The 24,238-nt window shown below is 72.4% G+C and carries 25 protein-coding genes; 3 read left to right on the plus strand and 22 right to left on the minus strand.

The genetic code is table 11. The features are described from left to right. Positions 1-35 precede the first annotated feature (35 nt). The 3 genes from HNR19_RS02565 to HNR19_RS02575 all read left to right on the plus strand — a co-directional run bounded on the left by HNR19_RS02565 (position 36) and on the right by HNR19_RS02575 (position 4,524). The gene (locus HNR19_RS02565) at positions 36-470 is read left to right on the plus strand and encodes a transcriptional repressor (RefSeq protein WP_179666414.1); all 435 of its coding nucleotides are present in this window, start codon (positions 36-38) and stop codon (positions 468-470) included. A gap of 88 nt (positions 471-558) precedes the next feature. Further along, on the plus strand, positions 559-2,751 hold the full coding sequence (katG, locus tag HNR19_RS02570) for a catalase/peroxidase HPI (RefSeq protein WP_179670041.1): 2,193 nt from the start codon (positions 559-561) through the stop codon (positions 2,749-2,751). Positions 2,752-2,931: 180 nt separating this feature from the next. Beyond that, on the plus strand, positions 2,932-4,524 hold the full coding sequence (locus HNR19_RS02575; RefSeq protein WP_179666415.1) for a sensor histidine kinase: 1,593 nt from the start codon (positions 2,932-2,934) through the stop codon (positions 4,522-4,524). 2 nt (positions 4,525-4,526) lie between these two features. On the opposite strand, the gene HNR19_RS02580 is transcribed toward HNR19_RS02575, so the two are convergent. The 22 genes from HNR19_RS02580 to fliF all read right to left on the minus strand — a co-directional run bounded on the left by HNR19_RS02580 (position 4,527) and on the right by fliF (position 24,233). Continuing rightward, positions 4,527-5,051, minus strand: coding sequence for a hypothetical protein (locus HNR19_RS02580; protein WP_179666416.1), 525 nt, complete (start codon positions 5,049-5,051; stop codon positions 4,527-4,529). Next, entirely contained in the window at positions 5,048-7,114 is a 2,067-nt protein-coding gene (gene flhA, locus HNR19_RS02585; protein ID WP_179666417.1) for a flagellar biosynthesis protein FlhA, read from the minus strand. The genes HNR19_RS02580 and flhA overlap by 4 nt, the downstream gene beginning before the upstream one ends. Positions 7,115-7,457: 343 nt before the next feature. Then, positions 7,458-8,594 (minus strand): EscU/YscU/HrcU family type III secretion system export apparatus switch protein, encoded by a 1,137-nt coding sequence (locus HNR19_RS02590; protein ID WP_179666418.1) that lies wholly within the window; start codon positions 8,592-8,594, stop codon positions 7,458-7,460. Next, entirely contained in the window at positions 8,591-9,358 is a 768-nt protein-coding gene (locus tag HNR19_RS02595; RefSeq protein ID WP_179666419.1) for a flagellar biosynthetic protein FliR, read from the minus strand. Before HNR19_RS02595 ends, HNR19_RS02590 begins: the two co-directional genes overlap by 4 nt. A 3-nt stretch (positions 9,359-9,361) precedes the next feature. Continuing rightward, positions 9,362-9,643 (minus strand): flagellar biosynthesis protein FliQ, encoded by a 282-nt coding sequence (gene fliQ / locus HNR19_RS02600; protein WP_343047016.1) that lies wholly within the window; start codon positions 9,641-9,643, stop codon positions 9,362-9,364. Continuing rightward, a complete protein-coding gene (gene fliP, locus HNR19_RS02605; RefSeq protein WP_246303465.1) occupies positions 9,643-10,470 on the minus strand; it encodes a flagellar type III secretion system pore protein FliP in 828 nt (275 codons plus the stop codon). The genes fliQ and fliP overlap by 1 nt, the downstream gene beginning before the upstream one ends. Beyond that, positions 10,467-11,078, minus strand: a complete 612-nt coding sequence (locus tag HNR19_RS02610) for a FliO/MopB family protein (protein ID WP_179666420.1) — start codon at positions 11,076-11,078, stop codon at positions 10,467-10,469. Before HNR19_RS02610 ends, fliP begins: the two co-directional genes overlap by 4 nt. 11 nt (positions 11,079-11,089) lie before the next feature. After that, entirely contained in the window at positions 11,090-11,911 is an 822-nt protein-coding gene (fliN, locus tag HNR19_RS02615) for a flagellar motor switch protein FliN (RefSeq protein ID WP_179666421.1), read from the minus strand. Beyond that, a complete protein-coding gene (locus HNR19_RS23375) occupies positions 11,908-12,846 on the minus strand; it encodes a FliM/FliN family flagellar motor switch protein (RefSeq protein ID WP_179666422.1) in 939 nt (312 codons plus the stop codon). Before HNR19_RS23375 ends, fliN begins: the two co-directional genes overlap by 4 nt. Before the next feature lie 146 nt (positions 12,847-12,992). Then, the gene (locus tag HNR19_RS02625) at positions 12,993-13,430 is read right to left on the minus strand and encodes a flagellar basal body-associated FliL family protein (protein ID WP_179666423.1); all 438 of its coding nucleotides are present in this window, start codon (positions 13,428-13,430) and stop codon (positions 12,993-12,995) included. Then, complete coding sequence (locus tag HNR19_RS02630) at positions 13,427-14,314, minus strand: OmpA/MotB family protein (RefSeq protein ID WP_179666424.1); 888 nt, start codon at positions 14,312-14,314, stop codon at positions 13,427-13,429. Before HNR19_RS02630 ends, HNR19_RS02625 begins: the two co-directional genes overlap by 4 nt. After that, complete coding sequence (locus HNR19_RS02635) at positions 14,314-15,087, minus strand: motility protein A (protein WP_179666425.1); 774 nt, start codon at positions 15,085-15,087, stop codon at positions 14,314-14,316. Before HNR19_RS02635 ends, HNR19_RS02630 begins: the two co-directional genes overlap by 1 nt. Next, positions 15,084-15,413, minus strand: coding sequence for a flagellar FlbD family protein (locus tag HNR19_RS02640; protein ID WP_179666426.1), 330 nt, complete (start codon positions 15,411-15,413; stop codon positions 15,084-15,086). Before HNR19_RS02640 ends, HNR19_RS02635 begins: the two co-directional genes overlap by 4 nt. A gap of 121 nt (positions 15,414-15,534) precedes the next feature. Further along, on the minus strand, positions 15,535-16,329 hold the full coding sequence (gene flgF / locus HNR19_RS02645; protein WP_179666427.1) for a flagellar basal-body rod protein FlgF: 795 nt from the start codon (positions 16,327-16,329) through the stop codon (positions 15,535-15,537). A gap of 61 nt (positions 16,330-16,390) precedes the next feature. Continuing rightward, positions 16,391-16,879 carry a flagellar hook capping FlgD N-terminal domain-containing protein gene (locus HNR19_RS02650; protein ID WP_179666428.1) on the minus strand — a complete coding sequence of 163 codons (489 nt, stop codon included), beginning with the start codon at positions 16,877-16,879 and terminating at the stop codon, positions 16,391-16,393. A gap of 12 nt (positions 16,880-16,891) precedes the next feature. After that, positions 16,892-18,127: a flagellar hook-length control protein FliK gene (locus HNR19_RS02655; RefSeq protein WP_179666429.1), complete on the minus strand. Its 1,236-nt coding sequence runs from the start codon at positions 18,125-18,127 to the stop codon at positions 16,892-16,894. After that, positions 18,127-19,071 (minus strand): transglycosylase SLT domain-containing protein, encoded by a 945-nt coding sequence (locus HNR19_RS02660; protein WP_179666430.1) that lies wholly within the window; start codon positions 19,069-19,071, stop codon positions 18,127-18,129. The genes HNR19_RS02655 and HNR19_RS02660 overlap by 1 nt, the downstream gene beginning before the upstream one ends. Further along, positions 19,068-19,568: a hypothetical protein gene (locus tag HNR19_RS02665; RefSeq protein ID WP_179666431.1), complete on the minus strand. Its 501-nt coding sequence runs from the start codon at positions 19,566-19,568 to the stop codon at positions 19,068-19,070. Before HNR19_RS02665 ends, HNR19_RS02660 begins: the two co-directional genes overlap by 4 nt. Then, complete coding sequence (locus tag HNR19_RS02670) at positions 19,565-20,872, minus strand: FliI/YscN family ATPase (protein WP_179666432.1); 1,308 nt, start codon at positions 20,870-20,872, stop codon at positions 19,565-19,567. The genes HNR19_RS02665 and HNR19_RS02670 overlap by 4 nt, the downstream gene beginning before the upstream one ends. A 106-nt stretch (positions 20,873-20,978) precedes the next feature. Further along, entirely contained in the window at positions 20,979-21,635 is a 657-nt protein-coding gene (locus tag HNR19_RS02675) for a FliH/SctL family protein (protein ID WP_179666433.1), read from the minus strand. Further along, positions 21,619-22,641: a flagellar motor switch protein FliG gene (gene fliG / locus HNR19_RS02680; RefSeq protein WP_179670044.1), complete on the minus strand. Its 1,023-nt coding sequence runs from the start codon at positions 22,639-22,641 to the stop codon at positions 21,619-21,621. Before fliG ends, HNR19_RS02675 begins: the two co-directional genes overlap by 17 nt. A 5-nt stretch (positions 22,642-22,646) precedes the next feature. Continuing rightward, positions 22,647-24,233 (minus strand): flagellar basal-body MS-ring/collar protein FliF, encoded by a 1,587-nt coding sequence (gene fliF, locus HNR19_RS02685; RefSeq protein WP_179666434.1) that lies wholly within the window; start codon positions 24,231-24,233, stop codon positions 22,647-22,649. Positions 24,234-24,238: the final 5 nt, after the last annotated feature.

Consider the following 24,238-nt stretch of genomic DNA (forward strand, 5'->3'; position numbering starts at 1 on the left):
TGATTTATTCAAGAAAAGGGTGCAGTCTGAGAGACGTGCCGACCGGGACGGACTACGAGCAGCAGCTGCGCAACGCGTCGCTGCGCGTCACCAAGCCCCGGCTCGCGGTCCTCCACGCCGTGCACGCCCACCCCCACGCCGACACCGACTCGATCATCAGCGTCGTGCGCGCCGACCTGGGCGACGTCTCGCACCAGGCGGTCTACGACGTGCTGCGCGCGCTCACCACGGCCGGCCTGATCCGCAGGATCCAGCCGAGCAACTCGGTGGCGCGCTACGAGACCCGCGTCGGCGACAACCACCACCACGTCGTGTGCCGGTCCTGCGGGACCATCGCCGACGTGGACTGCTCCGTCGGCGAGGCTCCCTGCCTGCACGCCGCCGACGACCACGGCTTCGCGATCGACGAGGCCGAGGTCATCTACTGGGGCACCTGCCCCGACTGCTCCGCATCGAGTTCTGCCAGCTAACGGTCCCCCGGAAGGAAGAACATTGACCAACCCCACTGACGAGAGCCCGCAGGGCGTCGAGCGCAAGGCCGCCGGCGGCTGCCCGGTCATGCACGACGGCGCGACGGAGCACGGCAGCGAGAGCGAGAACCCCGCCCTCGACTCCCCGACGCCGCAGACGGGTGGTCGGCCGCGGAGCAACAAGGACTGGTGGCCCAACCAGCTGGACCTCTCGGTGCTGCACGCCCACCACCCCAACGGCAACCCGCTGGGCGCGGACTTCGACTACGCGGAGAAGTTCAAGGAGCTCGACGTCGAGGCCGTCAAGGCCGACATCGTCGACGTGCTCCACGACTCCCAGGACTGGTGGCCCGCCGACTTCGGCCACTACGGCGGCCTGATGATCCGCCTCAGCTGGCACGCGGCGGGCACCTACCGCCAGCACGACGGCCGCGGCGGCGCCGGCGACGGCGGCCAGCGGTTCGCCCCGCTCAACAGCTGGCCCGACAACGGCAACCTCGACAAGGCGCGCCGCCTGCTGTGGCCGGTCAAGAAGAAGTACGGCCAGAAGATCTCGTGGGCCGACCTGCTCGTCCTCGCCGGCAACGTCGCGCTCGAGGACATGGGCTTCAAGACGTTCGGCTTCGGCTTCGGTCGCGAGGACGTCTGGGAGCCGGAGGAGATCTTCTGGGGTCCCGAGGACACCTGGCTCGGCGACGAGCGCTACAGCGGCGACCGCGAGCTGTCCGACCCGCTCGGCGCCGTCCAGATGGGCCTCATCTACGTCAACCCCGAGGGTCCCAACGGCAACCCCGACCCCCTGGCCTCGGCCCGCGACATCCGTGAGACGTTCGGCCGGATGGCGATGAACGACGAGGAGACGGTCGCGCTCATCGCCGGCGGCCACACGTTCGGCAAGACCCACGGCGCGGGCGACGCCGAGCTGGTCGGTCCCGAGCCCGAGGCCGCCCCGCTCGAGGAGCAGGGCCTGGGCTGGAAGTCGGCCCACGCCAGCGGCAAGGGCGCCGACGCGATCACCTCCGGCCTCGAGGTCACCTGGACCGACAGGCCGACCCAGTGGAGCAACCGGTTCTTCGAGATCCTCTTCGGCTACGAGTGGGAGCTCACCAAGAGCCCCGCCGGCGCCCACCAGTGGGTGGCCAAGGACGCCGAGGCGATCATCCCGGGCCCGACCCCGGACTCGCCGAAGCGCAAGCCGACGATGCTCACGAGCGACCTCGCGCTGCGGATGGACCCGGAGTACGAGAAGATCTCGCGCCGCTTCCTCGAGAACCCCGACCAGTTCGCCGACGCCTTCGCGAAGGCCTGGTACAAGCTGCTGCACCGCGACATGGGTCCGGTGTCGCGCTACCTCGGCCCGTGGGTGCCCGAGCCGCAGCCGTGGCAGGACCCGGTGCCGGCCGTCGACCACGAGCTGGTGGACGACGCCGACATCGCCGCGCTCAAGGCGAAGCTGCTCGACTCCGGCCTGACCGTCAGCCAGCTGGCCAGCACGGCGTGGGCCTCGGCGGCGTCGTACCGCGCGACCGACAAGCGCGGCGGTGCCAACGGTGCGCGGATCCGGCTCGAGCCGCAGCGCAGCTGGGAGGTCAACCAGCCCGAGCAGCTCGCGACCGTCCTCGCCAAGCTCGAGGAGATCCAGGCCGAGTTCAATAGCGGCGCGAAGAAGATCTCGCTCGCCGACCTGATCGTCCTCGGCGGCTCCGCCGCGGTCGAGAAGGCCGCGAAGGACGCGGGCGTCGACGTCACCGTGCCGTTCCACCCCGGCCGCACCGACGCGACCCAGGAGCAGACCGACGTCGACACGTTCCGCTTCCTCGAGCCGCGTGCCGACGGGTTCCGCAGCTACGTGCGACCGGGCGAGAAGCTCGAGGTCGAGAAGCTCCTCGTCGACCGTGCCTACATGCTGGGCCTGTCGGCGCCGGAGATGACCGTGCTCGTCGGCGGGATGCGGGCGCTCGGCACCAACGTCGGCGGCACCGCGCACGGCGTGTTCACCGACCGGCCGGGCGCGCTGACGACCGACTTCTTCGTCAACCTCCTCGCCCCGGGCAGGGAGTGGAAGGCGGGCGCGGAGGAGAACGTCTACGAGATCCGCGACCTCGGCAGCGACGAGGTCAGGTGGACGGCGACGCCGGCCGACCTGGTCTTCGGCTCCAACTCGCAGCTGCGCGCCCTGGCCGAGGTCTACGCCAGCGACGACGCGACCGAGAAGTTCGTCCACGACTTCGTCGCCGCGTGGGTCAAGGTCATGGAGAACGACCGGTTCGACCTGAAGTGAGCTAGCCGCCGGCCGGCGTCCGGTCGCGGTCCCACCCGGGACCGTGACCGGGCGCCGTCGGCGTTTTTGCGACCGGCTTCGCGGCGGCGCGTGGCGTCCCGCGAAGGTAAAGGAATTGAGGTCTAGAGTCGTGACCACGACGCTGGGGGGCATCGCATCCTGTCCGGAGGAACGACCACCATGGAGCTGGAGCTGCCAGCGGAGGCACGCGCGCTCCTCGACGCCGTCGTCGCGATCGGGTCCGACCTCGACCTCCGCGGCGTGCTCCGCCGCATCGTCGAGACGTCCTGCCGGCTGACCGGCGCGGAGTACGGCGTGCTCGGCACCGTCGACGCGTCGCGCCCGTTCGAGGCCGACGACGAGCGGGGCGCGTTCGTCGACCTGATCACGTTCGGCGTCTCCGAGGAGGAGATCGCGCGGATGGGGAAGATGCCGGCCGGTCACGGGCTGATCGGCGCGGTCCCGCAGCAGCGCACCCCGATGCGCGTCGACCACGTCGCCGAGCACCCGGAGTCGGTCGGCTATCCCTCCTACCACCCGCCGATCGACCGGTTCCTCGGCGCGCCCGTGCCCGTCGGGGGCCAGGCGTTCGGACATCTGTACCTCGGCAAGGGAGCGGACGACGCTCCGTTCACGCCGACCGACCAGGCCCTGGTCGAGGCGCTCGCCCGCGCGGCCGGCGTCACGATCGCGAACGCCCGTGCCTACGAGGAGAGCGAGCGGCGGCGTACCTGGCTCCTCGCCGCCCAGCAGGTGTCGGCCGGCCTGTCGCCCGCCGTCACGGCCGAGGACGCGGTGCAGCACATGGTCGCGAGCCTCCAGCGGGTGAGCCGGGCCCGCACCGTAGCGGTGGTGCGCGACGACGAGGGCGTGCTCGAGGTCGACGCGGTCGCCGGGGCGGCCGCCGACGGTCTGGAGGAGCTTCTCGATGCCGTGTCGGACGAGGTCCGGCAGGCGAAGGAGACCGGCGAGGTGTTCCGGCTCGAACGGGGCGCCGACCGCGTCATCATCGTCGTGCCGATGCGCACCCAGCTCGCCCGCGGCGGCGTGCTGATCGGCGACCATCCCCACGGACCTCGCGCCCCCCGCGCGGACGAGCTCGAGCTGGTCCGCGCACTGGCAGACCAGCTCGGCGTCGCCCTCGACCGGGCCGCCGCGTTCCGGGAGCGCCACGAGCTGCTCCTCGCCAAGGACCGCGACCGGATCGCCCGTGATCTCCACGACCTCGTCATCCAGCGGATCTTCGCGACGGGCATGCAGCTCCAGGGCGCGGTGAAGCTCGATCTCGACGAGCTGCGATCGCGGGTGGGTGACGCCGTCTCCGAGCTCGACGTCGCGATCAGGGACCTCCGGTCGACCATCTTCGAGCTGGGCCGCGGGGGCTCCGGCGCCCTCCTCGACAGTGCGCGGGCACTGTTGCGTGACTACTCAGCGGTGCTCGGGTTCGTCCCGCTGCTGCGGTCGTCGGGGCCGGTGGACCTCGCCGTGCAACCGGTGACGGCCGACCAGCTGCTGCTCGCCCTGCGGGAGATCCTCTCCAACGTCGCACGGCACGCGCAGGCGTCGTCGACGACCGTGGAGCTGTCGGCGGGCGCGGCCTGGCTCAGCCTGAAGGTGACCGACGACGGGCGCGGGTTCGACGCCGACGACGTGGCCGCGGGCCGCGGGCTGGGGAACCTCCGCCACCGCGCGGAGTCGCTGGGTGGCGAGCTCAGGGTGACGAGCGGCTCCGGCGGCACGACCGTCGAGTGGATCGTGCCGGTCGACCGGTAGTCCTACGCGGGGCGGCTGTCGGACAGCTCGAGCAGGTCGTCGGCTGCGTCGAGCCCCAGCAGTGCGGTGGCCGCGCCGTCGTCGAACCCACCCGTCAGCGCGTCGTCGGGAAGCGGGTCGAAGCCGGCGTCCAGGTCGAGCGGTGCGGTGGCGTCGAGGTCGCCGGCCATGCCGTCCAAGCGGTCCCGGTCGGCCGGCGGCGCCGCCAGTCCTGCCGCGATCGCGTCCCGCAGCGGGTCGACCGGATCGGGGCGATCGCCCGACAGGAGCGGCCACACCCAGCGCACCAGGGCACCGGTGGCGACGCATCCGAGCGCCACGAGCAGGTAGCGGGTGAGCACCTCGGTCATCGAGACCATGCCCTGCGCCAGGCGATAGATCGCCGGCGACGACACGGCGAGCGCGACCACCAGCAGCCGGGTGTCGACGAGCCCCTGCCGCGGGAGCCGCGGCACCCGGACCAGGGTGGGCCCCGGCTGTCCGGCGGCGTGCTCGGTGCCGTCGAGGTGACGGTGCCGGCGGGTCATGCCGTGGCCCCGATCGCCGCGCCGACGCCGAGAGCCGGGTCGGGCAGGTCACCGATGACGCCGGCCGAGCGCACCTGCTGCGCCGCGCCGAGCTCGGTGTAGGACAGCACGGGCAGCCGCGCCGCCGCAGGAGCGACGAAGCGCCGTACGGCGGGCCGCAGCTGGGGCGCGCACACGAGCACGGGGCGGTGGCCCTCGTTCTCGGACGCGGTGGCCAGCTGGGTCACGGTGATGAGCAGGCGCTGGGCGAGCTCCGGGTCGAGGGCGAGGACGGCGCCGGACTCGGTCTGGCGCACCGCCTCGAGCATCCGCTGCTCGAGCATCGGCTCGAAGCTGATGGCGTGCAGGGTGCCGTCGGACAGGTAGGTGACGGCGAGCGACGGGTCGAGGGCTGCCCGCGCGGCCTCGACCAGCCCGTCCAGGTCCTTGGAGACCGCGGCGCGCACCGACAGCGCCTCGAAGATCCGCACCAGGTCGCGGATCGGGACGCTCTCGTCGAGCAGCGAGCGGAGGACCGCCTGGATCTCGCCGAGCGAGAGCTGGGTGGGCGTCAGCTCCTCGATCACGACCGGGTGGCTGCGCTTGACGACGTCGGTGAGCAGCCGCACGTCCTCCCGGCCGAGCAGGCGGCTGGCGTGCTGGTGCACGACCTCGGCGAGGTGCGTGGTCACGACAGATGCCCGGTCGACCACCGTCGCGCCGCCGACCTCGGCCTGGTGGCGCAGCTCGGCGGGGATCCACTTCGCGTCCAGGCCGAACACGGGCTCACGGGTGGGGGTCCCCGGCAACGAGCCGAGGAAGTCGCCGATCGCGAGCACGGTGCCGCGGGGGGCCTCGCCGCGCGCGACCTCGGCGCCGTACAGCGTGATCGCGTAGGTGTGGAGCGGCAGCTCGAGGTTGTCGCGGGTGCGGACCGGCGGGATCACGATGCCGAGCTCACCGGCGACCTTGCGCCGCAGCGCCTTGACCCGGTCGAGGAGGTCGCCGCCCACGCGGGTGTCGACGAGATCGATGAGGTCCGCGGACAGCTCGAGGCCGAGCGGGTCCACCCGGATCTCCGCCGCGAGCTGCTCGGGGGAGTCCGGGATGGCGACCTCGGTGGCCGTCGCGACCTCCGCGGTCGCCTCCTGCTCGATTTGCTTGACCCGGCTCGAGGCGAGCAGCATCGCGCCGCCGGCGATGATGAACGGCAGCTTCGGCAGGCCGGGGATCAGGCAGAGCACCAGGGCGCCGAAGCCGGCGACACGCAGCGGCGTCTGCCGGGCGAAGACCTGGTTCATGATGTCCGAGCCCATGTCGGAGTCGGCGACCGAGCGGGTGACGACGAGGCCGGTGGCGACGGAGAGCAGCAGGGCGGGGATCTGGGAGACCAGGCCGTCGCCGATCGAGAGCAGCGAGTAGGTCTGGATCGCGTCGCCGAACGGCATCCCGAGCTGCGCGACGCCGATGGCGAAGCCGCCGAGCAGGTTGACCAGCGTGATGATGATCGCGGCGATCGCGTCGCCCTTCACGAACTTCGACGCACCGTCCATCGCGCCGTGGAAGTCGGCCTCGGCGTGCACCTCGGCGCGCCGGCGACGGGCCTCCTCCTCGTCGATGAGGCCGGAGTTGAGGTCGGCGTCGATCGCCATCTGCTTGCCGGGCATCGCGTCGAGGGTGAAGCGGGCACCGACCTCGGCGACCCGGCCGGCGCCGTTGGTGATGACGACGAACTGGATGACGAGTAGGATCGCGAACACGATCAGGCCGACGATCAGCGAGCCGCCGACGACGAAGTGGCCGAACGTGTCGATCACCTTGCCGGCGTAGCCGTCGAGGAGCACGAGCCGGGTGGCGCTCACGTTGAGCGCGAGCCGGAACAGCGTCATCACGAGGATCACCGACGGGAACGCGGCGAACTCCAGCGGCTTGTGGATGAACATCGCCACCATCAGGATCAGCAGCGCGCCGGTGATGTTGAGGGCGATCAGGAGGTCCAGCACCACGGCGGGCAGCGGCACGACGAGCATCGCGACGACGGCGACGATGCCGATCGGGACGCCGAGCTTGGTCAGCGACTTCATCAGGACGGGTCAGCCTCTCGGGGTCGACTGGGTGCTGGCCGTCCGTGGCAGGAGGTGGATCGGGGTGGCGCCGTCCTGGCGTCGTGGGCTCCCATCGGCTGCCCATCGACTCAGTTGAGGGGTTGCTGTCGGTCGGCGCCGACCCCGACCCCGCGCCTGTGCCGCCGGCCGCGAGCGGCCGCCCTCGCGGCTTGGTCGCTCCGCCGCGCGACGGCGCACTCCGGTACTTCGCCGCGGGGCCCGGGGCGCCGGCGCGTCGTCGCGAAATCGCCGCGAGGACGGCCGCTCGCGGCCGTCGGTCGGGTGGGCGCGGCCTCGGGGTCGGCGCCCGCCTGTGCACGGCTTACGTGTCGATGCGCACCCGGCGGCGGCCCGCCTTGACGACCGAGGGGAGCTCGTCGAGGGTGCGGGGGGTGCGGTGCTCGCCGCCGTGGTGGCCGTGGGCGCGGCGGCTGATGACGAAGGCGAGGACCTGGGCGACGGCGGCCCAGAGCTCGCGGGGGATCTCGGAGCCGACCTCGCAGGAGCGGTAGAGGGCGCGGGCGAGGGGGACGTCGCGGACCAGGGGGACGCGGGCCTCGTTGGCCTGCTCGCGGATGCGGGTGGCGATGGCGCCGGCGCCGCGGGCGACGACGCGGGGGGCGCCGCGCTCGGGGTCGTAGCGCAGCGCGACCGCGACGTGCGTCGGGTTGACGAGGAGGACGTCGGCCTCGGCGACGTCGGCGATCATCCGGTTGCGGGCCGCAGCGAGCTGGCGGGCACGGATGGCGCCCTTGACCATCGGGTCGCCCTCGGCCTGCTTGTGCTCCTGCTTGATCTCCTCGCGGCTCATCCTGATCTGCTTGCCGATCCGGCGCCGTTGCATGGCGTAGTCGGCGGCCGCCATTACCAGGCCGGCGACGCCGACGGTGAGGAGCAGGCGGGAGACCTCGCCCTGGACCTTCTCCAGCACGACGCCGATCGGCATCACGCCTCCGACCAACGGCATCATGGCGCGGACCGCGCCGTACGCCAGGAAGGCGACGACGGAGCTCTTGATGAGGACCTTCGCGGCCTCCCACCAGGCCTGGGGGCCGAAGAGGCGCTTGGCGCCGCTGACCGGGTTGAGCTTCTTGGCATCGGGCTTGGCGAGCTTGGGGGAGAGGTAGAACCCGCCCTGGGCGAGGGCGGAGAGCACGCCGATGACGAGGATCATCGAGCCGAGGACGACGAGTGCCAGGAACGCGTGCCGCGCCCCGGCGCCGAGCAGCTCGAGGGCGAGCGCGGGGGACGGGTCCTCGACGGCGCGCAGGTGGGTGGCCATCGTGGTCATCAGGCCGTCGAGCTCGCGGTCGAGCAGCGGGCCGAGCGCCAGTGACACGACGAGCAGGCCGAGCCAGCCGCCGAGGTCGGGGGTGCGGGGGACCTGGCCGTCCTTGCGTGCCTGCTTCTTGCGCTTGGGGGTGGGCTTCTCGGTCTTCTCACCACCGCCGCCGCTCATGCCGCGCCCGCCATCTGGGCCATCGCCTCGTTGGCGAGCTCGACGATCCGCTCGGTCGTGTCGGGGAGCATCGGGAAGGAGAGCCCGAGCAGCAGCAGGGTGAGCCCGACCTTGGCCGGGAACATCACGTTGAAGGCGTTGAGGTGCGGCGCGACCTTGGTCAGCAGCGCGAGCGCGAGGTCGGCCACGAACAGGACCGCGATCATCGGCAGCGCGATCTGCACGGCGATCGTGAAGAACATCGAGAACGCGGTGACGAGCACGTCGGGCCAGCCGTCGACGTCGGGCATCCCGGTCAGGGGCAGGTAGCGGAACGTGCTCAGCAGGCCGCCGATCACGAGCAGGTGACCGCCGGTGACGAGCAGCAGCGCGGTGGCGAGCATCTGGTGGAAGCGACCGAAGACGGTGTTCATGTTCATGCCGAGCGGGTCGAACGCCTGCGCCAGGGCGAAGCCGCCGAACACGTCGATCAAGGCGCCCGCGGCGCCGATGACCGAGAACAGGAGCATGGTCACGTAGCCCATGCCGAGCCCGATGATCGCCTGCGCGAGCACCGACACCCCGAGCGCGATCGCGTCGTCCGGCAGCGGCTGCTCGGCCAGCGTCGGCGCCATCGCCATCGACAGGCCGAGCGCGAGCACGACCTTCGCCATCGCCGGGATGCCGCGGGAGGCGAACGGTGGCACCACGGCCAGCCACGCGATCACCCGCACCGAGGCGAGGAGCAGCGCGAGGTAGGAGGCGCCGTCGACGGACAGGGTCATGGTCTAGCCGAGGAGCGTCGGGATCTGGTCGAACAGGTCGCGGGTGAAGCTCATCAGCGTGTGCAGCATCCAGTTGCCGCTGAAGAGCAGGGCGACGCCGACCCCGACGAGCTTCGGCACGAACGAGAGCGTGAACTCCTGGATCTGCGTCATCGACTGGAACAGCGAGATCGCGAAGCCGATGACGAGCGCGGTGACGAGGATCGGCGCCGAGAGCTTGAGCGCCACGAGCATCGTCTGGAGGGCGATCTCGATGATGTTGGTGTCGGTCACGAGGGCGTGCACTAGCCGCTCCCTCCGCCGTACGACGCGACGAGCGACTCGATGAGCAGGGCCCAGCCGTCGACCATCACGAAGAGCAACAGCTTGAACGGGAGCGACACCATCACCGGCGGCATCATCATCATGCCGAGGCTCATCAGGGCGCCGCTGACGACGATGTCGATCACCAGGAACGGGATGAAGACGATGAACCCGATGATGAAGGCGTCCTTGAGCTCCGAGAGCACGAAGGCCGGGATCAGGGTCGTGGTCGGCACGTCCTCCCGGGAGTCGGGAAGGTCGCGGTCGGCGACGTTGGTCAGCAGCTCCAGCTCGGAGTCGCCGGTGTTGTCGAGCATGAAGTCGCGCAACGGGTCCAGGCCGTCGGTGAACGCCTGCGACGTGGACTTCTCGCCGTCGAGATAGGGCTGCACGCCGGCGTCGTTGATCTCCGACAGCACCGGTCCCATGATGAAGAGGCTCAGGAACAGCGCGAGGCCGGCGAGCACCTGGTTGTTGGGCGTCTGCTGGAGGCCGAGCGCGTTGCGGGTCAGGCCCAGAACGACCAGCACCTTCGTGAAGCTCGTGCAGGTCAGCAGGATCGCCGGGAGCAGGCTGATCAGCGTCAGCGCGAGGATCGTGACCAGGCTGTTGGACGGCTTGTCCGTCAGCCCGCCGAGGTCGATCTCGACGCTGCCGCCGCCCTGGCCGCGCGGCCCCTTGGGGCCGTCGGGGCCGACCGGGTCGGCGTACGCCGCGCCGGGCGCGACCACCATCGCCGCGATCGCGGCACCGAGAGCCAGCAGGAGGACGACGATGCGTCGCATCCTGCTCGTGGAAGCCGGGGTCATGAGGCCCGCTGCTCCTCGTCCTCGGTGGTCGAGGAGGTCACCCTGCCCGGCTCTCCGGTGGTCGAGGAGCTCGCCATGTCCGGCTCTCCGGTGGTCGAGGAGGTCGCCATGTCCGGCTCTCCGGTGGTCGAGGAGGTCGCCCTGCCCGGCTCTCCGGTGGTCGAGGAGGTCGCCCCGCGACCGTCACGAGACCCACTGAACGCCGCCAGCGTCTGGCGCCAGGTGTCCGCGGAGAGAAGGGAGCCCGCGAGCCTTCCGTCGGCCGAGGCTGGTCGAGTAGGCCGAGCCGCTAGGCGAGGCCGTATCGAGACCTCCTCGTCATGCTCGTACTCCTCGTCGAGGCCGATCTCGTCCGGCTCCACCTCGGCGAGCAGCGTGACCTGCTGCTCGGTGGTGCCGAGCACCAGGACGCGCGTGCCGACGGCGACCACGGCCACGCCGCTGCCGCGGGTGAGCGGCTGGCGGTGCACGACCCGTACCGGTGCGCCGTCGGCAGGCTTGAAGCGCCGGTTGACCAGCCGCGCGATCAGGATCAGCAGCCCGACGACGACGGCGAGCGAGCCGACCAGCCGGATGCCGAGCTCGGCCATGCCGGAGGACTCGCCCATGATCCCGCTCCTCAGGCCGTCGCGGCGGCGTCGACGATCTCGGTGACCCGCAGGCCGAAGTCCTCGTCGACGACGACGACCTCCCCGCGGGCGACCAGGCGACCGTTGACGAGCAGGTCGGCGGGGCTGCCGGCGGCGCGGTCGAGCTCGAGCACCGCGCCCGGCGTCAGGGCGAGCAGGTCGCGCACGGTCATCCGGGTGCGACCCAGCTCGACCGTCACCTCCATGTCGACCCCGTGCAGCATCTCCAGCCCGCGCTGCGGCGGAAGGCTGCCGGGGGCAGCGCCGAACGCGGGCACGAACGGCTGGTCCGTGAGACCGGCCGGCTCGGGCTCGGCGGCCGGCGCCGGCTCGTCGCGGAGGGGCTCCTTGGCCCCGGCGAGCGTCGCCTGCGGCACGAGCACGGCGGCCGCGATGCCGGCGCCGATGAGCGGCACGGTCGTGAAGTCACCGCCGACGGCGGCGGCGAGCCCGCCGTCGGCGGTGAGGTCGAGGGTCGTGGCGGTGCGGGCGTGCGCGCCGAGGGCGCGGGCGGCCGCGTCCAGCGCGGGCTGCACGGCCGCGGAGAGGTCGAGCTCGCCGAGCGGGCTGCCGGCGAGCGCTCCGACGAGCTCCTCGCCGATCAGCACGACGATTGCGCCGGGCACCCCGTCGAGCGCGGCGACGGCGCCGCCGGCGAACGCGTCGGCGACGTGCGCCGAGCCCGGCTGGGCCGGCCCGACGGTGAGCGGCGTGACGGCGGGCAGCGCGGCGGCTGCCGCCTCGGCCGCGGCGACGGCGGTGTCCTGCGCCGTGGCGGGGCCCGCGGTGTCAGCAGTGTCGCCGGTGGTCATGAGTGCTCCTTGGGGGTGTCCACGATGAGTGCGGCCAGGCTCTGGCCGCGGGTGCCGGGGGTGGCATGGGCGAAGGTGTTGCCGGCGACGGCCACGTCGAGCGGGGCCGAGGCGGGGTGGCTCAGGCGCAGCACGGAGCCGGTGGTCAGGCCGGAGATGGCCGCCGGGTCGAGCGTGATCGGCCGGAAGCGCACCGCGACCGAGACGGGGACGCGGGCGAACTGCTCCTGGAGCAGCTCGGCCGACTGCGCCCGCTGCACGCGCTCGCGGTCGGAGACCGAGCCCGCGCCGGTCGCGTTGGTCAGGTGGGGGAGCAGGCCGGTGAACGGCAGGCACACGGTGACCTGGTGCGCCCGCTCGCCGATCCGCAGCTCGAAGGTGACGACGACCATGACGTCGGCGGCGCTGGCGACCTGGGCGAACTGCGGGCTGTACTCGACGCCGGTCACCGTCGGCTCGAGGTCGACGACCGGTCCGAGCGCGTAGCGCATCTCGCCGAGCAGCCGCTCGACGAGGCCGCGGATCACGCCGTCCTCGATCTCGGTGAGCGGCCGGTCGGGCTGCTCGTCGGACCCGGGACCACCCAGCATGTGGTCGACGCACGACATCGTCGCGACCAGCGGGACCTCCAGCACGCCGAGACCGGGCATCGGCTCGGCGGAGAAGAGCGTCATGAACGTCGACGGGCCGAGGCTGTCGACGTACTCGCCGTAGCTGCGCTGCTGGATGTCGACCAGGGTGAACGAGCACACGGTGCGCAGCGAGCTGGTGAAGACGGTCGTCGCCGTACGCGCGAATCCGTCGAAGCCGAGCTGGAGCGTGCGCTGGTGCTCGCGCGAGAGCTGGATCGGACGCCGGAAGTCGTACGGCGTCGGCTCCGCCGTGCGGGTACGCCGCCGCGGCCGAACGCCGGGAGCAGGCGGGATCGTGGTCACGAGGGACTCATCGTCGGTGGGTCCCGGGACCTGAGGGGTGTGCGTCGCACCGTCCGGTCAGTCCGGGATGGCCCGGAATGACTAGACGTCTCTGGAGGGTTGCTCGACCCGGTGGTCGAGGAGGCCGTCCACGGCCGTCACGAGACCTACTGCGTGACGAACTCCGTGAAGTAAACGTCGAGCACCTCGTCGTGGTAGCGCTCGTGCAGCAGCTCCTCGAGGTCGTGGCGCAGGTGCTCGCGCTCGGCGGGCCGGTTCACCTCGCCGACCTCCTTGCCGCTGAACACCTCGATCGCGGCGTCCAGCGCCTTGCTGCCGTCGACCTCGTGCGCGCCCTCGACGAGCTGGAGGGCGATGCCGAGGCGCAGGTAGTGGCCGTCCGCGAGGTTGACCTGGATCGGCTCGAGCGGGGCGACCTCGCCCGGCTTGGGCTCGGCGTCGCCGCTGGGCCGGATCAGGAAGAACCACGCGGCGCCCAGGGCGATGGCGACCACGAGCACCAGCACGACGACGAGCTTCTTCTTGCCCTTCTTCTCGGCTTCCTCCGGCGCCGCGGTGTCGGGCGGGGTCAGGGTGGCGGTCATGTCAGCTCCTCGTAGATCTCGCGGAAGCGGGCTCGGGTCTCGGCGGACGCGCTGCTCAGCACGACGATGTCGACGCGCTTGTTGATGCGCTGCGAGCCGGGCTCGTCCGGGTCGACCAGCGGGCGGGTGTGCCCGAACCCGGTGGCCCGCAGCCGTCGGGCCGGCAGCCCGCCGTGCTCGTCGAGCCGGCGCAGCACGTGGATCGCGCGGGCCGTGGAGAGCTCCCAGTCGGTCGGGAAGTACCGGGGCTTCACCGGCTCCTGGTTGGTGTGCCCGTCGATCTCGATCGGCTCGGTGAGCTCGGCCAGCACCGGTGCGATCGTGTCGACGACCCGCTGCCCGCGCTCGGTCAGCACGGCGACGTCGGGGCGGAAGATCACGTGCTCCGACACCAGGCTCAGCACCAGGCCACGCTCGTCGACGTCGACCCGCACGTCGTCCCGCAGGCCCCGCTCCTGGAGGGCGGAGTCGACCTGGTGCCAGATCCGGAGCAGGCGCTCGACCTCGACGCGCGCCTCGTCGTACTGACGCTGCGTGCGGAGCCGGTCGGCCGTCTCGAGCACCTCGCGGGCGCGACCCTGCTCGCCGGCGGGGAGCTCCTGCACGAGCAGCTCGTACGGCGCGGTCTGGCCCTGCGCGGTGGAGCCGTTCTCGGCGACCGTGGGGTCGGCGCCGCCGCGGATGGGGACCGCCTGGCCGAACCCGTCGGAGAGGCCGGACTTGAGCGCCTTGTACTTCTGGTCGTCGACCGTCGACATCGCGAACATGACGATGAACAGCACCATCAGCAGAGTGACCATGTCGGCGTAGGTCACCAGCCACCGCTCGTGGTTCTCGTGCTCCTCGTGCTCCTCGTGGCGCCGCTTGCTGCTGGCGTGGGACATCAGGCCGCCTCGCTCTCGGCGGTCGGGACGCTCGGGAGCAGCGAGCGGAGCTTCTCCGCGACCAGGCGCGGGTTGGCGCCGGACTGGATCGCGGCGATGCCCTCGATGGCGACCTCCATCCGGCCGCACTCCAGCTCGCTGAGGCGCTTGAGCCGGTTGCCGATCGGCAGGAAGATCACGTTGGCCGACAGCACGCCCCACAGCGTCGCGACGAACGCCGCGGCGATCAGGTGGCCGAGCTTCTCGGGCTCGGCGAGCTGCTCGAGCACGTGGACCAGGCCCATGACGGTGCCGATGATCCCGATGGTGGGCGCGTAGGCGCCGGCGTCGGCGAAGAACTTGGCGGAGTGCTTGTCGTGACGCTTCTTCGCGTAGAGCTCGGCCTCGAGGATGTCGCGCACGTCGTCGGGGTCGGTGCCGTCGATCGCCATGGTGACGCCCTTGACGAGGAACGGGTCGGGGATGTCCTTGAGGCTGTCCTCGAGCGAGAGCAGCCCCTCCTTGCGGGCCTTGTCGGCGAGCTTCACCACCTGTGGGACCAGGTCGTCGGCGGGCGGCACGTGGCCGGTGAAGGCGCGCTTCAGGCTCGGGACGATCTGCTTGGCGTCGGTCATGGTGCCGCCGGCGATCGAGACGAGGATCGTCGTGCCGAAGACCAGCAGCATCGGCGGGACGAGCAGCAGGCTGGTGGGGCTGCCGCCCTCGAGGATGTTGGCGACGCAGATGACGACGATGCCGAGGCCGACGCCGATCGCGGCTGCGGGATCCTTCATGACTCGTCCCCCTGGGACTGGCTGGGACCGGGCTCTGCCTGGTCGGGTCCGGTGCCGCGCACGGCGGCGAGACGGACGGGCGCGCTCGCGGGCCGGTGGTGGCCGCGGTCGCCGGCTCGGGCGTCGGCCTCGTAGACGCTGCTGCGCGCGACGATCTCGGCGCGGTAGCTGACGACCCGGTCGCGGATCTCCGGGAGCGACTCGGTCACGACGTACTTGGTGCCGTCGACCAGCGTGACGACGGTGTCCGGCGTCTCGTCGACGCGCTCGACCAGGTCGGCGTTCAGCAGGAACACCGATCCCGAGAGACGGGTCAGGCTGATCATCGCGGCACCTCCGTGTGCGGCAGGAGTACGGCGCCGCCGTACCTCTGCGAGAAATCGGGTCGGCCGTCCGTGGCCAACCGCACGTCCTATCGGCGCCCGAGCGCCGCTCCTTAGGCGCCGGTCAGCGCTTGATGTTGACGAGGTCCTCGAGGACCTGGTCGGACGTGGTGATCACGCGGGAGCTCGCCTGGAAGCCGCGCTGGGCGAGGATCAGGTTGGTGAACTCGGCCGCGAGGTCGACGTTCGACATCTCCAGGGCACCGGACATGATCGTGCCGTTGCCGCCGGTGCCGGCGGACCCGATGACGGGGTCGCCCGAGTTCGCCGAGACGCGGAACGCGGTGTCGCCGGCGCGCTCGAGGCCCATCGGGTTGGGGAAGTCGGCGATCGCGAGGGTCGGGCCGGTCCAGGGGTCGCCGTTGACGTCGACGCCGCGGATCACGCCGTCCTTGCCGATGCTGTAGGACTGCAGGTTGTCCATGTCGATGGTGATGTCGTTGCCGTTGACGTCCTGGACCCGCATGCCGCTGGGCGTGACGAGGGTGCCGGTCTCGTCGAACGTGAACGCGCCGGCGCGGGTGTAAAGTTCCTCCTCGCCGTCCTGGACCACGAAGAACCCGTCGCCCTGGATCATCAGGTCGGTCGCCCGGCCGGTGGTCTGGGCGGAGCCCTGGTTGAGGTTGGTCATCGTCGCGGCGAGCTGGACGCCGAGGCCGACCTGGATCGGGTTGGTGCCGCCACGCTCGGCGTTCTCGCCCGAGGCCGCGGTGAGCATCTGGCTGAGGGTGTCGGAGAAGACGGCGCTGCTGGACTTGAAGCCGGTGGTGTTGGCGTTGGCGATGTTGTTGCCGGTGACGTCGAGCATGGTCTGGTTGACGCGCAGGCCGCTGATGCCGGCGAAGAGTGAACGAAGCATGGTCGTGCCTTTCGGGTTGGTGGTGCGCTGTGGGTGCGGTGGGCTGCGATGGTGCGGTGGGTCAGTCGTTGGGCGTGCCGGTCGGGGGACCGTCGACGTCCTCGGACGGCGGGTCGGGCTGGATCGTCGGGGCGTCGCCGACGCTGACGACATTGATGAGCGGGACCTCCTCGCCGTCGACGCTGAGGACCGGGCCCTCGGGGAGGAACGTGGTGCCCTGCACGACGCCGGACTGCTCGACGCCGTCGGCGTCCATCCACTTCACGGTCTTGCCGATCAGCGAGCTCGCGCCGAACGACAGCTGGGTGGTGAGCAGCATCGCCGTCTGGTCGGCGACGTCCTGCATCTTTTCCAGCGCGGTGAACTGCGCGGACTGGGCGAGGAACTCGCCGGAGTCGGCCGGGTTCATCGGATCCTGGTAGCGCAGCTGGGCGACCATCAGCTCGAGGAACATCTGCTGGTCGCCGAGCGCGTTGGACCCGCTGCCGGCGGACGCCGCGAACGGCGCCATCATGCCGGGCGCGACTCCCTCGGTCGGGGTGACGGACATGGTCGCTCCTTCTCAGACGGTCCGGTCGAGGCGACCGGGGGTCGGGGTGGCGGGGTGGGCGGTGCTGGTGGTTGCGGCCGCGCGCTGGACGGAGGGGGTGGGTACGGCGCCGCGGCCGTCGTGACGCTGGTCGCCGGGCTGGCGGCGGTCCGGGTCGCCCGGGGCCTGTTCGCCGAAGCCACGGTCGGTGGAGGTGTTCGTGGAGCCCGACGGCGAGGCGGAGGTCGGCGGAGAGCTGGACGTGGACGGGAGGTCGCGGACGACCACCCGGGTGTCGGTCGCGCCAGTGGCCTCGAGCAGCCGCCGCAGCTCCGGTGCCCCCTGGAGCAGCACGTCCTTGGCCACGGACTGGCTGTCGGCCGCGAGGCTGACGCGCACCTCGCCGTCGCGCACCACCATCGTCACCCGCACCTCGCCGAGGTGCTCGGGCTGGAGCGTCACCGAGATCCGGTGCGTCCCGTTGCCCTTGGTCGCCAGCTGCATCACCGCCGGCAGCACGTGCTGGACGACCGGGTCCTGCGCGGCCTTCGCCGCCCCGCCGCTCGGGCTGATCGTGATCGCCGAACTGGCAGGGTTCGGGGTGCGAACCGGCAGCGTTGGGGGTTCGACCTGGCGAGGTTCGGGGTCCCGGCCGGATTCCGGCGCGGATGCCTCGGTGCGGCCCGTCGACGCGAGCGCTGTCGCAGGGTCGTCCGCGCGGGCTGCGTCACCCGGCACGGCGGCGCCGCGCGGCGGGGTCGAGGCTGGGTAGGTCGCCCCCGACGGCACACCCGCCACGGGCTCGTCCCCGGGCAGGGGCGCGGGTGCGGCAGCCGCCGCGGTCGCCGGAGTCGTCGTACCGACCGGGCCGGACAGGGGTACGCCGCCCGCATCCTTCGTCGCCGGCGCGGCGCCCGTCGCCGTGGCCCGCGCTGCCGGCTCGAGCACCGATGGCTGCCAGCTCGCACCCCGAAGTGTGCCCGTTCGCACCCCGAACCCTGCCGGTTCGTCGGGCGCGGGGGCAGCGGCCGCGGGCGCAGGGGTCGTAGACGGGGTCGAGCCGGCGAGGGCAGCGGTCAGGGCGGCGGCGAACTCCGCGCCGGGGTCGGGGAAGGCGGGGGGATCGACGGTGGTGGCACCGGGCTCGGCGACGACGCCCTCGCTGGAGGCGGCGGTTCCGCCGGCGGGGGTACCGGCGGCGCCCGTGGGCCCGGTGGGCCCCGGCGTCATCCCCGGCATCATGCCGGGGGCGAAGGGCAGGACGCTCATCAGGCCGCTCCCAGGATCGCCATGACGCTGCGGACGTAGTTCTGCGTCTCGGGGTAGGGCGGGATGCCGTCGTACCGGAGCACGGCGCCCGGGCCGGCGTTGTACGCCGCGAGCGCCAGGTCGGTCTTGCCGAAGCGGTCCAGCAGGTCGCGGAGCAGGCGCGCGCCGCCGTCGATCGCCTGCGCGGGGTCGAACGGGTTCGCGACGCCGAGGCCGTCGGCGGTGCCGGGCATGAGCTGCATCAGACCCTGCGCGCCGGCGCTGCTCACGGCCTTCGGGTTGAAGCCCGACTCCTGCTGGGCCACGGCGGCGATCAGCTCGCCGGGCACGCCGGTCCGCGCGGCCGCGCCGTTGATCAGGTCGGAGAACGGCGTCGACGCCGGCACCCGCGCGTCCGCGCCGGGCACGCTGCTCGTCGGAGCCGCGCCGCCCGCGGCCGGCTCGATGATCCGGCGGATGTAGTCGGGCTCCTCCGGCACGTCGATGATCCGGACGTCCAGGCCGGTGCGCGGCGCCTCGATCATCTTGCCGTCGCCGATGTAGATCGCGATGTGGTCGGCACCGACGTTGCGGCTCGAGTTGTCCCACGCGATCAGGTCGCCGGGCTGCGCCTCGGCCATGCTCTTGACCTCGGTGCCCGCCCGCGCCTGGTCGGCGGAGACCCGCGGCAGGTCGTAGCCGAGCGTCTTGTAGACCGACTGCACGAGCCCGGAGCAGTCGACGCCGGTCTCCTTGCTGGTGCCGCCCCACACATAGGGGAGGCCGAGGTACTCCTTCGCCTCCTTGACCACGTCGGCGCCGGTGACGCCGTTGGCGTCCTTGGGCGCCGCGGCCTCGGTCAGCTGCGCGGCGAACCCGGTCCCGGTGGTCGCCCGAACGGTGCCGAACCGCGCCAGGTGCGTCTGGATCTCGGTGATCCGCGCGGTGACCTGCTCGATGCTCATGACTCGTCTTCCTTGCTCTGTGGTGGTCGAGGAGGTCGCCCCGCGACCGTCACGAGACCCTCGGTACGGCGCCGCAGCCAGGCCTGCGCGGCGAGGTCGTCGGCCTCGGCCGCGGCCCTCCGGGCTCGTTCGGTACGGCGCCGCTCGGCGCGCTGTTCGAGCAGGTGCTCGACCGCGGCCTCGCGGGCCCGGTCGGCGGTCCAGTGGGCGCGCGCCTCGGCGGTGATGCGCGCGGCGGCGCCGGCGCGCTCGCGGGCGACCTGCGTGTCCCCGCCCAGCAGCGCGAGCGAGGTGCGGCGGGCGACCAGCTGTCCCGGTGTCGCGAGCGCGGGCACCTCGGCGGTCGCGAGCTGCGTGTGCAGGCGGGCCGACTCGGCGTCCTTGGCCGCGGCGTCGGCGGCCGCGATCCGCAGTCCGATCCGGCTGTCCTGCTCGCGGACGCCCCGCACCCGCGCCACCGCGGCGAGGCCCCGGTCGTCGGGGTGCACGCGCTTCACGACGTCACCAGCTCCTCGAGCCGCCGCCATGTCTCGTCGACGGGCGTGAGGTCGTCCATGCGCTGCCGCAGGAACCGCTCGATCCGCGGGAGTCGCGCCAGGGCTGCGTCGGCGTCGGCGTCGGCCCCGGCGACGTACGCGCCGATCTCGACGAGCTCCTTCACCGAGCGGTGCGCCGCGAGCATCCGCCGCAGCCGGATGGCCGTGTCCTGCTGGTCGCGGCTGGTCACCGCGGAGGTCACGCGGGAGATCGACTCGAGCACGTCGATGGCGGGGAAGTGGCCCGCGGTCGCGAGCTCGCGCGAGAGCACGACGTGCCCGTCGAGGATCGAGCGGGCGGTGTCGCCGATCGGGTCCTGGAGGTCGTCGCCCTCGACGAGGACGGTGTAGAGGCCGGTGATCGAGCCGGCGGCGGAGGTGCCCGCACGCTCGAGCAGCCGCGGCATCAGGCCGAAGACGCTGGGCGGGTAGCCGCGGGTGGCGGGCGGCTCGCCCGCGGAGAGGCCGATCTCGCGCTGCGCCATGGCGACGCGCGTGAGCGAGTCCATCATCAGCACGACGTCCTTGCCCTGGTCGCGGAAGTGCTCTGCGATCCGGGTCGCGGTGAACGCCGCGCGCAGCCGCTCCATCGCGGGAGCGTCGGACGTCGCGACGACCACGACGGACCGGGCGAGCCCGTCCGGGCCGAGGTCGACGTCGATGAACTCGCGCACCTCGCGGCCGCGCTCGCCGACGAGCGCGATGACCGTGACCTCGGCGTCGGAGCCGCGAGCGATCATCGACAGCAGCGAGGACTTGCCGACGCCGGAGCCGGCCATGATGCCGAGCCGCTGGCCGCGCCCGGCCGGCACGAGTGCGTCGAGGGCCCGGACGCCGAGGCCGAGTGGCTGGGTGATCCGCGGCCGTGACAGCGCGGGCGGCGAGGCGAGCTCGACGTCCACGGACGGCAGGTGGTCGATCGTCGCGCCGTCGTCCATCGGGCGGCCGAGCCCGTCGAGCACCCGGCCGAGCAGCGCGTCGCCGACCCGGATCCGCAGCGGGCCGCCGGTGTGGCGCACTAGGTCACCGACGCGGACGCCGGCGGTCCCGCCCAGCGGCAGGCACACCATCGCCCCCGGACGCAGCGCCACCACCTCGGCGAGCAGCAGGCCCGTCGTACCCACGACCTCCACGAGGTCACCGGCGGCAGCGGGCAGTCCCCGCACGACGAGGTGCAGCCCCACCAGCTCGGTGACGGTCCCGTGGTGCAGCGGCTGTGCGGCCAGCATCGCCCGCTCCCGCACCGATGCGGTCAACGCGCTCATGCCCCACCTCGCCGAATCCGCCGCGATGGCGCGTCGAGTTGGGCGCGATGGTTCCCAGGCCGAGCCATGAGGCACAACTCGGCTGACCATGAGGGCGGATTCGGCTTCACGCCAGCACCTCCCGGACCCGGTCGAGGGCGGTGGAGATGCGGAGGTCGGTGACGGCGCCGTCGGCGTCGACGAGGGCGTCGGCCGGGCCCAGCGAGGGGTCGGCGGCGACCTGGAGGCCGAGGTCGCGGAGCTCGGCGGCGTCGGCGGAAGCGGCGACCGCGGGGTGGAGGCGCACGGTCCCGACGGGCGCGGCCGGCAGCACCCGCAGCACGCGGCGCACCACGTCGGCGGCAGACAGCGACTCGACCTCGAGCCCCACGATCGCCTCGGTGAGCGCCCAGGCCAGGTCGGTCGCCTGCTCCTCGACGGCGGCGGTCAGCTCTCCGAGCAGTGTTCGTACGCCGGCCGCGGCCTGCCCGAGCGCCTGCACGGCGGCCCGGTGCTCGGCGTCGCGCCGGGCCTCTTCGGCGGCGTGCTGGTCGGCGAGCGCCTGCGCCTTCTCGTCGGCCTGGCGGGCGGCCTCCCGGCGTCCCTCGGCCCAGCCGACCGCGTAGCCCTGGGCGCGCGCTGCGGCCCGGGTGCGCTCGGCGAGGCCGTCGAGCATGCCCTCGGTGACGGCGTCGCCGAGGACGGACCCGCCCCCCAGACGGGTCCAGCGGCCGACGCGCAGCTCGGGCAGCGCGGCCAGCCCAGCCTCAGGTGACGAACTCATCGTCGTTGCCCCGTCGGACGGTGATCACGCCCTGCTCCTCGAGCTGGCGGATCGTGCGGATGATGCTCTGCTGCGCCTCCTCGACCTGCGCGAGGCGGACGGCACCGAGCAGCTCGACCTCCTCGATGAGGTTCTCGGCGGCGCGCTCGGACAGGTTGGTGGTGATCTTCGAGCGCACGGCCTCCGACACGCCCTTGAGCGCGAGGGCCAGCTCGGCGGTGTCGACCTGGCGCAGCACCTGCTGCACGGAGCGGTCGTCGAGCCCGACGATGTCCTCGAACATGAACATCCGGCTCTTGACCTCGTCGGCGAGCGACGGGTCCAGGCCCTCGAGGCCCTCGACGATCTGGCGCTCGGTCGGCCGGTCGGACCGGTTGATGATGTTGACGAGCGGGTCGACGCCGCCGACGCGCGAGACCTCGGCGGGCTGCAGCATCGACGACAGCTTCCGCTCGAGGATCGCCTCGACCGTGCGCACGATCTCGGGCGAGGTGCGGTCCATGACCGCGATCCGGTGCGCGACGACCGCCTGCTGGTGGGCCGGCAGGCCGCTGAGCAGGAGGGACGCCTTGTCCGGCGCCATGTGCGCGAGCACCAGCGCGATGACCTGGGGGTGCTCGTCGGAGATGAACCCGCGCAGCTGCGCCGGGTCGGCGCGGTGCAGGAACTGGAACGGCATCTGGACCGCGGCCGCGTGCAGCCGGTCCATGATCTCCTTCGCGCGCTCGGCGCCGAGCGACTGCTCGAGGATGTCCTGCGCGAACCCGAAGCCGCCCTGCGTCACGTGGGCGTGGGCGGTCATCAGGTCGTGGAACTCCTCGAGCACCGACGACGTCTCCGCGGACGTGACGGCATCGAGCTTGGCGATCTCGGCGGAGATGTTCTCGACCTCGGCGTCGCTGAGGTGCGCCATCACCTGGGCGGCCTTGTCCTTGCCGAGCTGGATCAGGAGCACGGCGGCCTTGCGGACGCCGAGCTGGGCCAGCGCGCTGGCGCCGGGGGACATGATGCTCACTTCGGGTCCACCAGCCAGCCGCGCAGCAGCGCCGCGACGTCCTCGGGCTGCTTCTCCACGAGGGCGAGGAGGTCGTCACGGACCTTGTCGTCCTCGGCCTCCTCGACCGCCTCGAGGGCGGCGACGGCCGGGGCCGGGGCCTCGATCGGCGTGCGGGCCGCCTGGTCGGCGCGGAGCTGCTCGACGATGTACGTCGTCGCCTCCTGCCGGGCGCGCGCCCGGCGCCGGGACTGGAACCAGGCGAGCAGCACCATCAGTGCGATGCCCGCGCCGATCGCGACGTTGCGCCACATCCGCTTCTCGGCGGCGGCCGCGTCCTCGGCCTTCGCCGCGGCGATCTCGGCTGCGGCGGCCTCCTCGGCCGACCTGTCGAACGGCATCACGGTGACGTCGTAGGTGTCACCGCGCTCCCGGTCGAAGCCGACGGCGGCGCGCAGCCAGTCCTCGACCTGGTCGGGGTCGATCGCGGCGGCGGCGGTCTCGTCGAGCACGACGCCCGCGTGGATGCTGTTGACGCTGCCGGGCGCGGTCTCGCGGTGCTCGACGGTCTCGTTGACCGGGTTGTCGCGGGTCTCGGTGGTGTTCTCGTACGCCCCCTCGCCCGTCGTGCCGGCGCCGGGGTCCATCTGGCCGTCCGGGCCGACGGTGCCGCCGGGGTTGGCGCCCGAGCCGGCGGGGCCGTTGTAGGTCTCCGAGGAGTTGGACTCCGACAGCGGCGGGACGTCCTCGTTGACGGTGTACTCGCGGCTCTCGATGACGGCCTTGTCGAAGTCGAGGTCGGCGGTGACGGTCGAGGTCGAGTTGCCCGGGCCGAGCACGCGGTCGAGCACGGCCTGGATGTCGGCCTGCATCGCGTCCTGGAACTCCTGCACCTGCTCGCTGCGCTCGCCGCTGATGCCGGAGCCGGACTCGTCGCCCGGCTGCGTCAGCACCGCGCCGGTGGTGTCGCTGACGGTGACGTTCTTGGCGTCGAGGCCGTCGACGCCGTACGACACGTGGTGCACGATCGCCTGGACCTGCTCGTCGCCGAGCGTGGTGCCGTGGGCGGCGTCGATCAGCACCGACGCCTTCGCGGGCTCCTGCTCGTCGGCGAAGACCTCCTTCTCCGGGATCGCCAGGGTCACGACCGCGGTCTCGACGCCCTCGATCGTCTCGATGGCGGTGGCGAGCTCGCCCTCCATCGCGCGCTTGAAGTCGGTCGTCTCCTTGAACTCGGAGGTGGAAAGACCCTGCTCGTCGAGGATCGAGTAGCCGCCGTCCGAGCTGGCCGGCAGGCCCTGGCCCGACAGCGCGATCCGGGTCTCGTAGACCTCGGAACGCGGCACCATCACGGTGCCGCCGCCGCCGGCGATCTCGTAGGGGATGCCCTGCGCCTCGAGCTCCTCGATGACGGCGCTGGCGTCAGCGCCCGACAGGTCGGAGTAGAGCGGCGCATAGCTGGGGGTGGAGGCCCAGCGGAACACCATCACCGCTGCGATGAGCAGGGCCGCCGTACCGACGATGGCCACGGCCTTCTGGCCGGTGGTGAAGGTGGAGAACGTGTCGCGGGCGCGCGCCAGCGTGGAGGTGATCTTGTCTCGCATGTGTC

The organism is Nocardioides thalensis (genome assembly GCF_013410655.1).
GTDB classification, from domain to species: domain Bacteria; phylum Actinomycetota; class Actinomycetes; order Propionibacteriales; family Nocardioidaceae; genus Nocardioides; species Nocardioides thalensis.

What these genes read in the sequence shown, in the direction of transcription:
- fliN (WP_179666421.1), bottom strand. Translation starts at nt 11,911, where the DNA reads ATGACCACCGGCGACACTGCTGACACCGCGGGCCCCGCCACGGCGCAG.
- HNR19_RS02635 (WP_179666425.1), bottom strand. Translation starts at nt 15,087, where the DNA reads ATGAAGGATCCCGCAGCCGCGATCGGCGTCGGCCTCGGCATCGTCGTC.
- HNR19_RS02595 (WP_179666419.1), bottom strand. Translation starts at nt 9,358, where the DNA reads ATGACCCTGTCCGTCGACGGCGCCTCCTACCTCGCGCTGCTCCTCGCC.
- HNR19_RS02590 (WP_179666418.1), bottom strand. Translation starts at nt 8,594, where the DNA reads ATGAGCGGCGGCGGTGGTGAGAAGACCGAGAAGCCCACCCCCAAGCGC.
- katG (WP_179670041.1), top strand. Translation starts at nt 559, where the DNA reads ATGCACGACGGCGCGACGGAGCACGGCAGCGAGAGCGAGAACCCCGCC.
- HNR19_RS02580 (WP_179666416.1), bottom strand. Translation starts at nt 5,051, where the DNA reads ATGACCCGCCGGCACCGTCACCTCGACGGCACCGAGCACGCCGCCGGA.
- HNR19_RS02650 (WP_179666428.1), bottom strand. Translation starts at nt 16,879, where the DNA reads ATGTCCGTCACCCCGACCGAGGGAGTCGCGCCCGGCATGATGGCGCCG.
- flhA (WP_179666417.1), bottom strand. Translation starts at nt 7,114, where the DNA reads ATGAAGTCGCTGACCAAGCTCGGCGTCCCGATCGGCATCGTCGCCGTC.
- flgF (WP_179666427.1), bottom strand. Translation starts at nt 16,329, where the DNA reads ATGCTTCGTTCACTCTTCGCCGGCATCAGCGGCCTGCGCGTCAACCAG.
- HNR19_RS02675 (WP_179666433.1), bottom strand. Translation starts at nt 21,635, where the DNA reads ATGAGTTCGTCACCTGAGGCTGGGCTGGCCGCGCTGCCCGAGCTGCGC.
- HNR19_RS02640 (WP_179666426.1), bottom strand. Translation starts at nt 15,413, where the DNA reads ATGATCAGCCTGACCCGTCTCTCGGGATCGGTGTTCCTGCTGAACGCC.
- HNR19_RS02655 (WP_179666429.1), bottom strand. Translation starts at nt 18,127, where the DNA reads ATGAGCGTCCTGCCCTTCGCCCCCGGCATGATGCCGGGGATGACGCCG.
- HNR19_RS02575 (WP_179666415.1), top strand. Translation starts at nt 2,932, where the DNA reads ATGGAGCTGGAGCTGCCAGCGGAGGCACGCGCGCTCCTCGACGCCGTC.
- fliF (WP_179666434.1), bottom strand. Translation starts at nt 24,233, where the DNA reads ATGCGAGACAAGATCACCTCCACGCTGGCGCGCGCCCGCGACACGTTC.
- fliP (WP_246303465.1), bottom strand. Translation starts at nt 10,470, where the DNA reads ATGACCCCGGCTTCCACGAGCAGGATGCGACGCATCGTCGTCCTCCTG.
- HNR19_RS02610 (WP_179666420.1), bottom strand. Translation starts at nt 11,078, where the DNA reads ATGGGCGAGTCCTCCGGCATGGCCGAGCTCGGCATCCGGCTGGTCGGC.
- HNR19_RS02670 (WP_179666432.1), bottom strand. Translation starts at nt 20,872, where the DNA reads ATGAGCGCGTTGACCGCATCGGTGCGGGAGCGGGCGATGCTGGCCGCA.
- HNR19_RS02625 (WP_179666423.1), bottom strand. Translation starts at nt 13,430, where the DNA reads ATGACCGCCACCCTGACCCCGCCCGACACCGCGGCGCCGGAGGAAGCC.
- HNR19_RS02630 (WP_179666424.1), bottom strand. Translation starts at nt 14,314, where the DNA reads ATGTCCCACGCCAGCAGCAAGCGGCGCCACGAGGAGCACGAGGAGCAC.
- HNR19_RS02660 (WP_179666430.1), bottom strand. Translation starts at nt 19,071, where the DNA reads ATGAGCATCGAGCAGGTCACCGCGCGGATCACCGAGATCCAGACGCAC.
- fliG (WP_179670044.1), bottom strand. Translation starts at nt 22,641, where the DNA reads ATGTCCCCCGGCGCCAGCGCGCTGGCCCAGCTCGGCGTCCGCAAGGCC.